The organism is Leptospira jelokensis (assembly GCF_004769635.1).
In the GTDB taxonomy this organism is placed as follows: domain Bacteria; phylum Spirochaetota; class Leptospiria; order Leptospirales; family Leptospiraceae; genus Leptospira_A; species Leptospira_A jelokensis.
This window is the reverse complement of sequence record NZ_RQGH01000014.1, coordinates 19,824-34,790: the sequence shown is the minus strand read 5'-3', so window position 1 is coordinate 34,790 and position 14,967 is coordinate 19,824. Positions and strand designations below refer to the sequence as shown.

Annotated in this window: 16 protein-coding genes; 4 read left to right on the top strand and 12 right to left on the bottom strand. The window is 40.5% G+C overall.

What is annotated here, in order from left to right:
* Positions 1-4: 4 nt before the first annotated feature.
* From EHQ62_RS07330 to flhF, 3 genes are read right to left on the bottom strand one after another with little or no spacing between them, the layout of a single operon-like run.
* A complete protein-coding gene (locus EHQ62_RS07330; protein ID WP_135641549.1) occupies positions 5-478 on the bottom strand; it encodes a hypothetical protein in 474 nt (157 codons plus the stop codon).
* A complete protein-coding gene (locus EHQ62_RS07325; RefSeq protein ID WP_015678483.1) occupies positions 479-1,402 on the bottom strand; it encodes a MinD/ParA family protein in 924 nt (307 codons plus the stop codon).
* Between the two features lie 34 nt (positions 1,403-1,436).
* Complete coding sequence (gene flhF / locus EHQ62_RS07320; RefSeq protein WP_135641548.1) at positions 1,437-2,789, bottom strand: flagellar biosynthesis GTPase FlhF; 1,353 nt, start codon at positions 2,787-2,789, stop codon at positions 1,437-1,439.
* A 334-nt stretch (positions 2,790-3,123) separates the two neighbouring features.
* On the opposite strand from flhF, the gene mnmC2 reads away from it, so the two are divergent.
* Together mnmC2 and mnmC1 are read left to right on the top strand one after the other, a co-directional pair.
* A complete protein-coding gene (gene mnmC2, locus EHQ62_RS07315; RefSeq protein ID WP_135641547.1) occupies positions 3,124-3,858 on the top strand; it encodes a tRNA (5-methylaminomethyl-2-thiouridine)(34)-methyltransferase MnmC2 in 735 nt (244 codons plus the stop codon).
* Complete coding sequence (gene mnmC1, locus EHQ62_RS07310; protein WP_135641546.1) at positions 3,859-5,112, top strand: FAD-dependent 5-carboxymethylaminomethyl-2-thiouridine(34) oxidoreductase MnmC1; 1,254 nt, start codon at positions 3,859-3,861, stop codon at positions 5,110-5,112.
* Here mnmC1 and lpxK read toward each other — a convergent pair.
* Positions 5,048-6,187 (bottom strand): tetraacyldisaccharide 4'-kinase, encoded by a 1,140-nt coding sequence (lpxK, locus tag EHQ62_RS07305; RefSeq protein WP_135641545.1) that lies wholly within the window; start codon positions 6,185-6,187, stop codon positions 5,048-5,050. The genes mnmC1 and lpxK overlap by 65 nt on opposite strands.
* 19 nt (positions 6,188-6,206) lie before the next feature.
* Entirely contained in the window at positions 6,207-6,485 is a 279-nt protein-coding gene (hisE, locus tag EHQ62_RS07300) for a phosphoribosyl-ATP diphosphatase (RefSeq protein WP_015678552.1), read from the bottom strand.
* 98 nt (positions 6,486-6,583) lie between these two features.
* Between hisE and EHQ62_RS07295 the strand changes: the two genes are divergently transcribed.
* The gene (locus EHQ62_RS07295; protein WP_135641544.1) at positions 6,584-7,405 is read left to right on the top strand and encodes a thioredoxin fold domain-containing protein; all 822 of its coding nucleotides are present in this window, start codon (positions 6,584-6,586) and stop codon (positions 7,403-7,405) included.
* A gap of 42 nt (positions 7,406-7,447) precedes the next feature.
* Here the strand turns inward: EHQ62_RS07295 and EHQ62_RS07290 are convergent, their stop codons facing one another.
* The 4 genes from EHQ62_RS07290 to EHQ62_RS07275 are packed head-to-tail and all read right to left on the bottom strand — an operon-like array spanning position 7,448 to position 11,026.
* Complete coding sequence (locus tag EHQ62_RS07290) at positions 7,448-8,752, bottom strand: UDP-glucose dehydrogenase family protein (protein ID WP_135641543.1); 1,305 nt, start codon at positions 8,750-8,752, stop codon at positions 7,448-7,450.
* 58 nt (positions 8,753-8,810) lie between these two features.
* Entirely contained in the window at positions 8,811-9,998 is a 1,188-nt protein-coding gene (locus EHQ62_RS07285) for an ABC transporter ATP-binding protein (protein WP_135641542.1), read from the bottom strand.
* A 6-nt stretch (positions 9,999-10,004) separates the two neighbouring features.
* The gene (locus EHQ62_RS07280; protein ID WP_135641541.1) at positions 10,005-10,754 is read right to left on the bottom strand and encodes an ABC transporter permease; all 750 of its coding nucleotides are present in this window, start codon (positions 10,752-10,754) and stop codon (positions 10,005-10,007) included.
* 56 nt (positions 10,755-10,810) lie between these two features.
* Positions 10,811-11,026 (bottom strand): LIC12298 family protein, encoded by a 216-nt coding sequence (locus EHQ62_RS07275; protein WP_135641540.1) that lies wholly within the window; start codon positions 11,024-11,026, stop codon positions 10,811-10,813.
* 303 nt (positions 11,027-11,329) lie between these two features.
* Here EHQ62_RS07275 and EHQ62_RS07270 point away from each other — a divergent pair, with 303 nt between their 5' ends.
* The gene (locus EHQ62_RS07270; RefSeq protein ID WP_208720642.1) at positions 11,330-12,859 is read left to right on the top strand and encodes a hypothetical protein; all 1,530 of its coding nucleotides are present in this window, start codon (positions 11,330-11,332) and stop codon (positions 12,857-12,859) included.
* Positions 12,860-12,867: 8 nt separating this feature from the next.
* On the opposite strand, the gene EHQ62_RS07265 is transcribed toward EHQ62_RS07270, so the two are convergent.
* Genes EHQ62_RS07265 through EHQ62_RS07255 form a run of 3 tightly spaced genes read right to left on the bottom strand, consistent with a single transcriptional unit; the run spans position 12,868 to position 14,967 of the window.
* The gene (locus EHQ62_RS07265) at positions 12,868-13,440 is read right to left on the bottom strand and encodes an LIC_11959 family protein (protein WP_244241677.1); all 573 of its coding nucleotides are present in this window, start codon (positions 13,438-13,440) and stop codon (positions 12,868-12,870) included.
* Positions 13,437-14,516 carry a HEAT repeat domain-containing protein gene (locus EHQ62_RS07260; protein WP_244241676.1) on the bottom strand — a complete coding sequence of 360 codons (1,080 nt, stop codon included), beginning with the start codon at positions 14,514-14,516 and terminating at the stop codon, positions 13,437-13,439. Before EHQ62_RS07260 ends, EHQ62_RS07265 begins: the two co-directional genes overlap by 4 nt.
* The gene (locus EHQ62_RS07255) at positions 14,497-14,967 is read right to left on the bottom strand and encodes a response regulator (protein ID WP_135641538.1); all 471 of its coding nucleotides are present in this window, start codon (positions 14,965-14,967) and stop codon (positions 14,497-14,499) included. The genes EHQ62_RS07260 and EHQ62_RS07255 overlap by 20 nt, the downstream gene beginning before the upstream one ends.

Here is a 14,967-nt window from a genome sequence, read left to right as displayed (position 1 = left end):
TTTTTCAGCCCTCTTGCGGGTCATCCTTGGCCATCATGGTGCGAATTGCTTCCGCCATGAGTTTTGGCTCGTTTTTGATCGCAATTTTATCCACAATGATATGGTCTCCAAACTTTCCAGACTTTGCCATTGCCAGTTTTGCATCCATGGCCGCATCTCCCATCGGTTGGACGCCGTAGTCATCGGAAGAGGTTCCCATCGCAGAAGAAGGTTCCATTCCCGTATGGTCTTGGTCAAAGTCATCTGCATGGCCTTCCCCACCGAAACCACCGATTGAGAAGGTAGATAAAAACTCTAAAAATTCAGGGACTTTTTTTTGTAGGACACTAAAAATTCCAAACCCAAGCCCACCGAAGGCAAATGTTGAGATGAGAGAAACAAAAAAGATATAACCGATACGGTTTCCCACTAAAAATCCGCAGACGGAACTAATGATGGCTCCGAGGATTGCAAATCCCAGTACAAATCCGATTAACACTTAGTTGTCTTCCTCCATTCTCGATTCCATTTCTTTTTCTTTGAAGTCCACAAAACTAAAGAACTTCTTAAAAAAACCAGTGAGGCCTTCTTCATCATCATAACCACCTTCTGTTTGTAAGAGGGTGTGTGTGACTCTTGTGAGGCACGCCGCCGCTTTGGAACGTGGGGCACCGATGATAAATGGTTTTTGTTCCCGAATGGATTTTTCTACTTCTTCATCTTGGAAGATGAAGCCTAAGTTTTCCACTTGGACTTCCAAAAATTGGCCCGAGATATCAATCACTCGGTCTGCAACTTTTTTCCCTTCAATGGCAGAACGCACACGGTTCACAATGATTTTGAGGTTTTTGTCTTTGGATTGGGAAACAATGGATTTGATCAGGCCATAGGAATCCGTAATGGAAGTGGGTTCTGGGGTTGTGACGACCACCACTTCATCTGCTGGCATCACTAGACCAATGACATTGGCAGAAATCCCAGCACCGGTATCAATGATCATCACATCATAACGATCGAGTTCGGCAAATCCTTTGATAAGGTTGTTTCGTTGTGTTTCGTTCAGGTTCGCAAGTTGGGAATAACCAGAAGCTCCCGCAATGATGTCCACACCTTCGGGAGTGGAGATCACGATGTCTTTTAACGACTTATGGCCTTTGACCACATGGTATAAATTGTATTTCGGAATGATGCCAAGGAGGACATTCACATTGGCAAGGCCGAGGTCTCCATCAAAGATGAGAACCTTGAGACCTGTTTTGGCAATGGAGATGGCTAAATTGACAGAGACTGTACTTTTGCCCACTCCTCCCTTACCAGAGGCCACCGCGATGATTTTGGTTTTCTTGGCAGCATCCTGGGGTTGGACGAGTTTCAATCCGGTGCCAGTTTCTGTTAACTTTCTAAGATTTGCTGCTTGGTCCATCGTTACCCCTAGGTATCAGGATAACGATGCGCTTTTAAACAGTCTTCTCGAAGACTTCGCCCGCTATCCCTTTCAATTTTTCAGGAAAAATTACACATTCGGCAAGGATTTTTTTCGTGGCATTTAGGATGTCAAACGGAACATCCTGCCCTACACTTAAGAATGCGAATTCCCTGTGAATAGTATCGGCTAATTCTACGACAGAACCTAAAAATTCTGCTTCATCGAGCTTGGTTAATAAAATTCTTTTATAACCGACCGACTCATACGCGTTTGTCACCGCGAGTGCATTGTCTTTGGAAACAGTGGAGGAAAGCACTAAGATGGTTTCAATATGATCCTTTTCCCCAAATACTTCGTAGAATTCCTGAAGTTTTTCGAGGTTCTCCGACTTACGGTGCGAGTATCCAGCCGTATCCACTAAGATGAGTTCGGATCCATCTCGAAGGATGGCCTCTTTCCATTTGCGTAAGTCTTTGGCTGCATAAAACGGAAGTCCCATCGCATCTGCATAAAACTTCAATTGGTCGATAGCTGCGATTCGGTAATTGTCTGTTGTATAAAGAGAAACTTTTTTCCCCATATGCAAACTGTACTTAGCAGCTAACTTTGCAATTGATGTTGTTTTCCCTGAACCAGTGGGTCCCACAAAAAACACAACCTTTCGTTTTCCACGAGGGGTTCCGCTGAAAAGGTCTGAATCGACTTGGATTCGTTCTTCTAAATACGTGACGGCTTTGTCTGTCACATTGGCGTATCGTGTTAAGTCCACTGCAGACAACCTTTGTTCCAGTGTGACTGCCATTTCTTCTAAATAAGACTCAGAAAAACCTTCACGTAACAGCCGATCGATGAGCTTTTGGATATGAGGGTGTTTTTCTTTTTGTTTGGAAGGTGATTCGATGGATGGTTCCAAAAAGGAATCTTTTGCTTCCGCAAGCGACAAACCCACCGGCCTTTCTTCAATCGATTCGATTTCATAAACCGACTGGCCTTGCCTTCGTTTTCGTTCTGAAAAAGGACGAACAGATTCAATATTTTTTTTACGTGCCGTATAAGAACTGTGAGTCGAGTTCCCCACATACGAAAGACTTTGGTTCGCACCAATCCCCACAAGGCCCGGTTCAGGGAGGGATTCCGTCCTTTGTTTTTGTTTGATGAGTTCTTTGAGGTCTTTGAGTTTTCGTTCGATTCTTTCTTTGGAATTTTGTTTTTCAGGCACACCCACATCGATTTCATACATACGTTGTGCCATAAGGCCAGTCCCAAACAGACCACCTTCGGTGATCACCCGTTGGTCATACAAATGAGCCTCTGGACCATACTTCATTTTCATCTGCATGATGCAGTCTTGTAAGTCTTTGCCCCGGATTTTCACAAAATCCATAGAATCTCCCCCAAACCTGGGAAAAATATGAATTGTACCCTCTATTTGGAAAGTCTTTTTTATGAGACATAATAAATTTGACCTTCGGGGGAATCGAACATGGGTTTGCGGGCAAAGGATTGGAGGTTCGATTGGTTCCTTATAGGATGATGGATTCGAAAATGACTTCGGCCTTCTTTGGCCTTTGTTAGAAAGTTTCCCATCTAAAATCCAACCAAGGGTTCTGTGGTGCACCCTTTGCCATGAATCCGAATTTGGAATTGTGGACCGAGATTCCGTTTCCCAATGATTTGCCATTCGTTAGTTTGGTAAGAGTGGCCTTGCCACAAACGTTATGGATCCAAACCGAGACCAACCAGAAATCGAATTGAAAGAGGGAGTTCCCATTTCCCTCAAATTTGGAGATCTGTATTTTTCTAAGGAAGGGGGATGGGAAGAATCCAAGTACGTTTTTTTGGAAGGGAACAGAATCCCTGAGTCTCTGGCAAAAGGTTTAAAATCCCAATATACGATTGGAGAACTGGGATTTGGAACAGGTCTTAATTTTTTTGTGACCTTGGCTTTCTGGTCAAATCTTCCAAACCCTCCAGGACTCCATTTTTATAGTTTAGAAGGATTCCCTCTACCGAGAGAAATTTTACAGTCACTGAATCTTTCTTTTCCAGGCAAACCTTTATGGAATGAAAACTTACTTGGTGGGTATGAGAATGCTTACGAGCGCTGGGAAAAAAATCCATTGGAACGAATTTGGAAATTAGTGATCCCACACCCCCATTCCCCTAAAAATTTCACCTTAGAAGTGTTATTTGGAGATGTATCCGATTGTTTGGATCATTTTCCTTCCATTGACTTTTGGTACTTAGATGGATTTTCACCCAAAAAAAATCCCAGGATGTGGTCTGATGAAACCCTTTCCAAAATCAAAACACATTCCCATGTAGGCACAAGGTTAGCCACTTTCACCGCAGCGGGATTCATCCGTCGTAATCTCGAAGGACTCGGATTTATGATCGAAAAACAAAAAGGTTTTGGTAAAAAAAGAGAAATGCTTACAGGAGTTTTCCTTTAATTGGAAACAACTTTTAACAAAAGGAAAATCGAAGGGAAAACTGCCGTTGTTGTTGGAGGTGGGATTTCAGGAGCTAGCGTTTGTTATGCTCTATCCCAACGTAAGATCAAAACCATATTATTGGAATCGGAATCCTCACCTGCAACACAGGCAAGTGGCAATCCCATAGGAGTTGTATATCCGTTTCTGACAAAACACAAAACGAAAGAATCGGAATTTTCCTACTTAGCCTACAGATACTTTTTGGAACTTTGGGAGGCATTGGATTTAGGAATCCATGTTCCACATAAGGATGGCATTCACTTCTTACTCGAAACAAGTTCCGCTTATGACCGTTACTCGAATGCAATTAAGTCGCACCAGATTCCAGCTGATACGGTATTGATTAAAAAAGAGAAACATTCCAATTTTGATTCTTTGTATTTTCAAAAGGGCAAAGCCATTTCCCCGATTGCACTTACAAAAGAACTCCTTCGATTAGCAAATCCAGAATTGAAATTCAATTCTCCTCTCCTTAGATGGCAGCCTAGTGAAACTAATGGGAAAAATCCAGATGATGGAACCCTGATTTGCCAAACAGAAACAGAATCAATCAGTGCGAATTATCTCTTTTTAACCCAAGGTTACCAATTCACAAATGATCCCAAACTCCGATGGATTCCCATGAAACAAGTCCGTGGACAAATAGCCAATATCCCTGGTTCTATCTGTAAAAACGAAACTTCCATTTTATATGGGGATTATATCACGGCAGAATTAAATGGAGAACGTGTATTAGGTGCAAGTTTTGATGAGTTCCATTTAGAAAAAGAACCACGGACCAAAGAAACCATCATGATGTGGGAAGGCTTGCAAAAACATTTGGCAAATGTCATAAGCGAAGACCAGGCAATTGATTTAAAAAACTTTGGGACCCGAGTGAGTTACAGAACACAATCCCAAGACCGCCACCCTGTGGTTGGGAAACTCCCAAATGTCTCGGAGTTAGATACAACTGTGAAATACCAAAACCTATTCCGGAAAAATGGAAAACCCTTCCAAATTCCCTATTTTGAATCCGTTGGGATTTTGAATGGACTTGGGTCTCGTGGTCTCACACATGCTCTCCTTGCGGGAGAGATTTTAGTGAATCAAATCACAAACCAAACGTTGGACAACTCCCAATTAACCATGGAAATTCCTGAACACATCATCCAGTCTTTGAAACCAGACCGTTTTTTGCTTCGTATGTGGAAACGAGACCAGCTAACATAGATTCGAATTCAACACTTTCTGCCACAACCACATCAATGCTTATAAGGAAAAGTTTGATCTTTCTTTCGTTTAGTTCCTTCAAAAATTGAGTTTGTATTCGCACCTTCACCCAATCCTTCTCCGTTGTTAACAATACAGTGTTTTCATGGCAATCAGAAAGAAGGGAAAACAAAGTTTGTTTTGTAAAGGGATAGTGGTCAGGAAAAAATCTGTATTTGATTTCAGAATTTCCTAAAATATCTTTTGCAGTTTCCAATACTTGTTTTGGATTTCCCACTCCTGTAAAGAGAAAGTAACTGGCATTTAGTGGCATTTTTAAGAGAGAAGGATTTCCATCTCGAACCTTTGGTTCTGCCTTAGGAACAATTTCGCTAAAATTTGTAATTGGTGCTAAATTGATTTCTATTAAATCCGTCTCCAAAGTGGAAGAAAAAATCGGGACTTGGATTCCATTTTTAATTAAAAGTTTTTTTGCGGTTTGGAATTTTTCTTTATTTGATTCTACTAACTTTGTGAAAACGACCGCACTCGCTCTTCGCAGCTCGTTGATTGGTTCTCTTAAAAAACCAAGTGGTAGGGTAAATCCATTCCCAAAGGGAGAATTGGCATCTAACAAGACAATGTCTAAATCTCTTACGATTTGTTTGTGTTGGAAACCATCATCCAAAATCACAATGTGTTTCGGTGATTGGATTCGGTTATGCGTCAAAAAACTTTCCCATCTATTTTTCCCAATGATCACCTGTAAGTTTGGAAATCTTTCCTTATGTTGGCTTGGTTCATCGCCATATAGATCCGGAGATTTTCCATCTGGCAAAATGGCACCTTCAATTGTTTTTTTTGCTTTGTATCCCCGAGAGAGGATTGTTATCGCATAGTCTTTGTTATGCTCTTGGAAGTAACGAACTAAATATTGAACAAAGGGAGTTTTCCCTGTCCCACCAACAGTAATATTTCCCACGCTGATCACGATCACTTGGGGGATTCGAGAAGGTGTGATATTGGTTTGGTTCAACCAAAACAAAAACCGATACACCCATGTGAGAGGGTAAAAAAGTAAGAGGATGACTTTCATTTGTTTCCCAATGGAAACGTTAGCTATGTCGTTTTTCTAATTCTTTGGCGATGGTAGATAAACTGATTCCTTTTTCGACCATCAAAACTTCCAAGTGGAAAACCAAATCGGCAATTTCATGGATGAGTTCTTTTTCATTTGGATTCTTTGCAGCAATGATGACTTCCCCTGCCTCTTCTCCAATTTTTTTTAAGATCCGATCAACCCCGTCGCGAAACAATTCCGCAGTGTAGGATTTTTCAGGTAATTCTTCTTTTCGTTTGCGGAGTAAATCTTCCAATTTGAGTAAAAATTCCATGTTTTGGCCTTCCCACTACCATGGAAATGGCCTATTCCATTTCGAAAAAGCGAAAATTGGTTGTTTGCCAGCGGACAAAAGCAGTAGAATGGGAGCAGATGAATCGAGTCATTTTATTCATTTTATTGTTTCTGCAAGTGTCTACAGTTTCTGCCAATGCTAAGTGGGGAAACTCCATCCAAAAGGGATTTGAAACTGCCAAAAAAGAAAAAAAGTTCCTCATCGTAGATGTTTTTGCCGATTGGTGCACCTATTGTTTGGTGTTGGAAAAAGAAATTTTCCCGGACCCAGAAGTCAGCCGGATTTTGGATCAGTTTGTACGTGTTAGGTTGGATGGGGAAGAGTTTCCGAATCTACGGAAAAAATACAATATCGAAGGTTATCCTACCATTTTATTTTTAGATGGAGAAGGAAACTTTGTTACAAAGATTGCAGGCCTTGCCACCAAAGAAGATATACTCACTGTCTCCAAAAGGATATTACAAGAACCTAACTTAGAATCCTATCTCAAAACAGAACAACGAAAGGACATCCAAAACCCAAACTACCATTTTCGTTTGGGACTTTTGTATTTTCAAAATAAAGAATATGACAAAGCTGAAATCCAATTTATGGAATCGATGCAAAAATCAAAAGACCAACCTTTGGTTCGTGAAAATTCACATTTCAATCTAAATTTAGTCAAATCAGTGAATCAATCCAAGGATTCAGCAGTCGTTTCTTGGAAGGAATTCATCAAACTCTATCCAAATTCCAAACGCATCATCACTGCGACACTGTATTATGGGATTGCCTTAAAGGAAGCTGGGGAGAGGAAACAAGCAAAAGAAGTTTTATCTGATATCAAACCAAAACTGGTTTCTGATGCAGACAAATCTTTATGTGAAGAAGCCTTGTCTGAAATTGAGAGAGGATTTTAAATCCTCTCTAGGTCTAGTAAAGAATTTACGGAATTTTTGAACCTATCGATTGCCAATAGAATAATAGGTAAATCCTAGTTCGTTCATCAGGCTTGGTTTGTATTGGTTTCTTCCATCAAAGATGAGAGGGGACTTTAATAAGGATTTAATTTTGTTAAAATCTGGTTCACGAAATTCACGCCACTCTGTTAAGAGTAACATCGCATCCGCACCTTCTAACGTTGCATAGGCGTCCTTTTTGTATTCCACCTTTCCATCAAAATAGTATTTGGAAGTTTCCATGGCTGCAGGATCAAAAACTTGAATTTTTGCTCCATTTTTATGAAGTTCATAAATCAAAGGAATGGAAGGTGCCTCACGCATATCATCGGTTCCTGGTTTAAATGAAAGTCCCCAGATTCCGAAAGTTTTACCCTTCATATCAGTGGATTTAAAATGTTCAAAAATTTTATCTGTCAGACGAGTTTTTTGTTTTTCGTTTACGTCTTCCACAGATTGGATGATGTGCATGGGAGCGTTAACTTCTTCTGCCGTCCTGAGAAGGGCGCGCACATCTTTTGGAAAACAAGACCCACCGTAACCTATCCCTGCATATAAAAACTGGCGACCAATCCTTGAGTCCGTTCCCATTCCCTTCCTGACGTCATCATAATTCGCACCTAACGCATCACACAAATTGGCAATTTCATTCACAAAGGAAATTTTGGTCGCGAGGAAGGCATTACATGCATACTTAGTAAGTTCTGCGGAACGAATGCTCATCGTAATGATTGGGTTTCCGTTTAGGACAAATGGAGAGTATAACTCACTCATTTTTTTAGCAGCATTTTCTGATTCTGCTCCAATCACAACTCGTTCTGGGCGCATAAAATCTTCGATTGCTGCCCCTTCTTTTAAAAACTCTGGATTGGAAACTACATCAAACGGATGTTTTGTGTTTTTTGATACAATTTCTTTGACTTTATCCGCTGTGCCAACTGGAACCGTTGATTTATCTACGATGATTTTGTAACCGTTCATCGTTTTTCCAACTTCTTCAGCAACGGCGAATACAAATCGAAGGTCCGCAGAACCATTGTCAGATGTGGGAGTTCCCACCGCGATAAAAACGAATTCCGAAGATTCCACTCCATCTTTCAAGGATGTGGAAAACTTAAGCCTTCCTTCCTTATAATTACGTTCTACGAGTTCGGAGAGACCCGGTTCATAAATGGGAATGATCCCTTTTTTTAAATCGCTGATTTTTTTTTCATCTTTATCAATACAAATCACATCATTGCCATATTCAGCAAAGCAGGTACCTGCAACGAGGCCCACATATCCGGTTCCGACGACACAAACTTTCATAGGATTTCCAGAGTTTCAATTTTCACCGAAAAGGAAACTGTTTTTCTTTTGACTCGCTCTAACCTTCTTGGATTTGGAATTCGGTAGGTAGGTGGCAAACCCCTACAAATTTTTGGATTTGGCCTTGTTCGACTTCGAAATCTAAAATCGACTCACTCCAGAAAAAACTTCCTTCGATGTGAGACTCACCCTTGTGGATCGAAATGCCCACACTGTATTTTCCAGGTCCAAATTGGATGGGGAATTGGAATCGCACAGAATAACGTTTCCCTTTTTGCAGGCTCCATTGGCGGTTCCCCAAAAGATGGGTATTGGTCCCGAAAATCCGAATTCCTTTTTCGTTGTCGATATGGAATCCAACCGTTGCCCCTTCCGTATCAAAATGGGGTTCGAAGGCAACGAGGAGCTCTGCCTTTCTTCCGATGAAAAAAATCTCGGACCGAACACCGGTTTCATTTTGCATTTGTACAAACAAATTGAGATTGGGATGGCTAGAGTTTGTCTCAATACGTTTTGCATCGCCTGAAAGGACAAACATGTATCTTTCAATGGTGTCTTTTGGTTGTCCGTCATACAGAAGTTCCCCCTTCTCCAAAAGGACAGCGCGGGTACAAAAATAGGAGACAAGCCCTAAGTCATGGCTCACAACCAAAATGGAAGATCCTTTGTCTGAAAATTCTTTGATCCGTTTCAAACATTTTTGTTGGAAACTGGCATCACCAACGGCTAACGCTTCATCGACGATAAGGATATCGGGGCGTTTGGCTGTTGCCAAACTGAATCCGAGTCGCATCGCCATCCCAGAGCTATAATTTTTTAAAGGTGTATTCCGAAACTCTTCTAATTCGGAAAAAGCAAAAATAAAATCCGCAAGTGATTTGATTTCGGAAGGTTTGTATCCCCAAACAAGACCATTAAAGTACACATTCTCCTCACCAGAAAGTTCCGGATTAAAACCCACGCTAAGTTCCAAAAGGGCGCGCACGGTTCCATTCACTTGCAGGGTACCTTTGTCTTTTTGGATCACTCCTGTGATCAGTTTTAACAGAGTGGATTTCCCTGCTCCATTTCGACCAATGATTCCAACAATTTCGCCTGGTTTGATTTTTAAGTCTAACGAACGTATGGCGGTGAATTTAGAATCTACGCCAAAATATCCAAAACTGAGTCCAGCAATGATCCTTTTCCAAGGTTTTGAAAATCCATGGTAATCCTTAGAAAGATTTTCAATGAAAACGGAAACCATCTTAGATTAGAGGTGGTCCAAAATCACAGATTGGAATTTTCTTTTCGCAAGTAAATAAACAAGAAAAAAGAAAAATAGAAACGGAAGGATGTGAAACCAATCAAATTGTGCCTGAAACCCAAAGATCACCGACGTACGAAATACATCCAAGGGAATGGTGAAAGGGTTCCATTCATTCCATTGTTTCAAATAACCAGTGGGATAGTACAATACAGGGATACCCCAAAAAATCAATTGGCTCACCAAACGAATTAAAGGCGAAATGTCTTTTAATAAAATATTTAAACGAGAAAGATAATGGAGGAGTAACATCAGATACAATCCCGATGACACAAGGACCAAATAACCAAATACAACTCCTGAAAACCTAAGTTTTCCAGAATATGCCAAATAGAGAAACACTGGGATGGACGTGACAAAACTATGGATCAAAAATTGGACATACGGTATCCACAAAAACAAATTGATGCCAAGGCTTGACCGTTTGAGTAAAGAACGATTGTCCGTGAGGATGCCTGTGCCTCGGACGAGGAGTTCCTGGATGGGGATCCAAAAGAGAAGGCCTGTGAGTAAATAGGCGGTGAAGTCCTCTTGGGTGGAGGGTTCTTTGAGATTGAGGACAAGGAAGACGAGGGCGTACAAACTAATCAGTACTAGGTTCTGCAAAAACATCCAGGAGATTCCCAAAAAGGAACCTGCATATTGCAGAGCATAGTCACGCCGAACGAGGGCCCAAAGTATGGAAAGTTTCTCCATACTTTGATTGTCGGCCCCTGGGAACTGATTCTAGACCAGAAACCAGGGAATGGGAATCACATCTTCTTTAGGTTCTTTTTCCCTAAGTCAGAGAGTTGGGGTGATACCCAATTTCCTTTTTGGACTACCTCTCCTTGGAATGCTTCCATAAGGTACTCTTCGAAAGTTTTCTCCGATTGGTTTTGGGCAAATCCCTTTTTAGGACCTTGGCCTGGAAGCCCAGTATCCTTGTGGCGGTTATAAGCGGGTTGTTGGATGGATCGAACGATCATAGGTTTTTCCTCCCCGTCATCTAGTTAGACGACATAAAACTAAAAAATAATACCAATAATATACTAAACGCTTGTTTACACTACTTAACATATGAGAAGTTAAGTCAATGTTTTTTTCACGCTTTTATCGGTTTGTATTAACAATTTAGCATTCGTATGGGACAAAACCCGCCCCAAGTTGGAATTTTTTTCGCTCTTCCTAAGGAATATGTCCCTTTTTAGAAAAAAAGCAAACGGAATGAAGGAAAAAATCCAAAAAATCTGACCCCCATCCTGGTGGATTGGCAGAAAAAAACGCTTTTTTTGTGGTTATTCTTCGTACAGTCATTGTTTGCTGGCGAAAAAACTCCAAAAGACGTTTCCGTTCAGGAATTACTCACACAAGGTCTCTCTCCCAAATTGGTAGCCGAATGGAAGGAAAATCTGAAGCTTTCCCGCGAATCCTTTCTCGATTGGAAACGTTCCCTAAAGGGAAATGATGCAAAACTTGTCTCCAAAGTTTGGAAAGTCTTTCGTTTGAGTTACCCAAAGTCACCCAAATCCGAACCACCGCCGAAAAAACCTACGAAGAACGAATTGGCTCGAACGACAAAAGGAAACCTGCATCCGAACCAAACGAACGAAACGCCGACTGATGGAGTCTTTGTAGGCCTAGGTACCCAAAACCTTGATGTCCGCAATTTGCCAATTGAGGAAAAAAATCATTCTACGGTTTGCGTCGGTGGAAATCAAAACGGTAACAGGTATGTTTTAGAAAAACGGGATGAACAGTTTTTGTATGGGGTTGATTTCACAAAACAATCCTACCGGTTCACTTCCGGCAGTCGTTACAAACCCATCCCACATTTTTACTTCGACAAAGATCCAAATTTTTATTCGCAGTTGGACAGACCAGGATCCCCCCTCCCCCAACCCCTACAAAGTTCTCATTTCTTTGGGATCAAACTCCCCTATGAAGGGAAAAAAAGAGAGTTCGGTAGTTTTTTTGCGAATGGTTTTTCTCATCATCCGGGCTTCTATTTCAATTCACCGAATAATAGTTACGCGGGAGTTTGGTCACCCGGTGGTCAAAAATCTAGTTTGTTTGTGAACGATACATATCAATTTGAATCCTTTGGAAACCATCGCATCCAATCCGAATCTATTTTTGATAAAAAAGAAACTGTGGGATTTTTGTACATAAAATCAGAATCCAAAGACTCTGTTTATTTTTTTGATTCTACAATTTACAGAGACTCTCCTCTACTGTATGGGAATGTCGCCAATGGTGAATTGAGACCTGAAATTCCACAAACTTTGGGATATGCGAGAGGAAGTTACAAACACCTATTTGGTGGCGAAGGACTTTCTTCCTTGGAAGGCCATCGTTATGAAACAGGTTCTTCTGTTTTTTTCCCATTGTTCGCCTCAAATTGGGGGAATCTTTTGTACCGGTACCGGAAATATAGTGAACGTGGGAATTACCAGTTTGAGGAACTGGGAAGGGCTGTTATTTATGAATGGAGGAAAGAAAAAACAGTTATTTCAATCGGTTTTGAAGCAAGAGAAAAAAGAGGCCAGTGGGAAGGGAAAATTGCCATTCCAATCTCCTCTGGTCAACTCATAGAACTGAGTGCACTCTTTCGGGAAGGAAACTTCTATACACGATCTTGGTTTGAAAACTGGACATATGCATCAGACTTCAATATCAATTTATCAGATAGAGAAGAGATTCTAAAAATAAAATTCGTAAGTTCTTTTATGTCGCTGAATGTGAGTTATTCGAAAAAAGAAGAAAGTCCAAATCCTATTTTATTTATCAATTTTCAGTTTTTACAACGTTTCGAGATATAATCAATTGGTTAATAGAACAAATCATCCGTTCTGATTTCAGTGTATTCTTTTAATTGGAAGATGGGTATCGATTGTTTCTCAATGATTTCTTTTTTTTCTCCAGGAAGTTTTTTGGGTGTGGGGAGTGAGGAACGTTTTCCCCTTTCATCTACGGCATAAAAATAATACCCAATCCATTTCCCTTTCACAAGGTATGGATTCCCTACAAAAAGATCCTTCACAAAAAATTCTCCATCCGAATCAAATTTATTACGTCTGTATCGGAAATGGATTTCATCCCCATTGAGATCATAAAATACAACAAAGTCCCCTTGTTTGGCCTTAAAATACAATTTCCATTCCAAAGGGAAATTGCCTGTTTTTTCATACTCTAATTTTCCATCTAAGATGCGTTTTTCGGATCTCGAAATTGGTCCAGTGTATTTAGAATCTGTTTCTGAATGGATGACAGTCGTAAAAAAAACAAAAAAGCAAAAATACAATAAAAAAGGAACTTTGTATTGGAAAGGAGGAAAGGCATTCCTCAAGTGATGGAATCGCCAATCAAAACCTTTTTTTCTTTGGTTCTCTTCCCACTTCATTTGAGTTCTTCTTCAACCTTATCTTCATTTGGTTTTTCTTCTTCTGACGGACTGTCTTTTCCATTGATCATATCAATGGCTTTTTTAGCCGCTTTTTGAACTTTGGGACTTGGATCCCGATCCCGTTTGTATTCCAAAAGTTCCAATGCTTTGGGGTCTTTAAGACTTCCCATAAATTCAATGGCACGAAGCCTCACCATACTATCATCATCGCGAGCAAATTCATTTAGTTCTTGGAATACTTCTTTGTCTCCCATCGTCACTAACGCACCAATGGCATAAATTTTGAGTGATTGGGCTTTTTTTGCGTCCAATTTACCTGATGTTTTTTTTAGTGAATCAAGAAGCTCATATAACTTAGGTTTTGCTGTGTCGGATTTTAATTTACCTAAAGTATTCATTGAATAACAACGAAGGGTTGTTGGTTGGATGTCATCAAACGCCACTTCAAGGAGAGCAGATTCTGCTTCATGGTAAAGTACAGTTCCGAAATAAAGTGCAATCTGACCACGAATGTCAGGATTATTAAACTTCTCCCGAAATTTTGTTTCTAAAAAAGGAGCTGCCATTTTGCCTTCAGGCAATTCACCGAGGGCGCTTATGTACAAAGCAAGTGAATTGGAATTTTTAGTGAAGTCTTCTTTTTTTACTTTTTCAAGGAGGGGACTCGTTGCTTCGGTGAGTTTCATTTTTTTGGCAGATGTCACAGCTTGTTTGTTCACATCTTCATTTGTATCTTCAAAAAGAGAAATGATGGTCTCATGGTTTTCTTTTAAATCGAGGTCTCCTACCGTTTTGAGTAGGACAATCTTCATCCCCATGTCCTTTTCCGTTTTTAATTGTTCACCAACTAAAACATAAAGGTCGTTTGCACTTTCTTTTGGAAAACGAACAAGTTCACCTAATGCCTGTTTTCGTTCTTGGCTTGTGCCATAACGTATCATTTTGGAAAGTACATCTTTTTTTTTGGAAATTTGTTCAGGAGAGAGTTCTTTCTCTTTCCCAAGGACTGGCGAAAGAGAAAGGAAGATTAGGAAAAGGGAACCAAAAAATTGATTACGTTTGTTTTGCCTCAAGTTCGAGGATCCTACGGTTGAGTGCTTGGATAAGGTGTTGGTTTTCCAAATTTTGGCGAAATTTATCAAGTAGGTCTTTGATGTCTTTGGAGAGTTCTTCAATGTTCCAAGGTTTTTCGACATACCGACTGAGTCCCCCATTGTTGATGGCATAAATTGCCGAATCAAGTCCCGCTTGTCCCGTAAGAAGGATTTTGATCGCATCTGGGAGGCGTTGGTGTACCTGTTCCAAAAATCGATCCCCTTTCATTCCTGGCATCACTTGGTCGGAAACGATGAGTTCTACGATATCGTTACTGCCTATGATTTCATCAATGAGAGAAAGCGCTTCTTCTGCACTACTCGCTGTTTCGATGATATGGGATTCCCCAAACCGTGCCAGTAGTTGCTCCGCAAGCGTTTCCAACACTGATACTTCATCATCGACACATATAATATAACCTTTACTCAT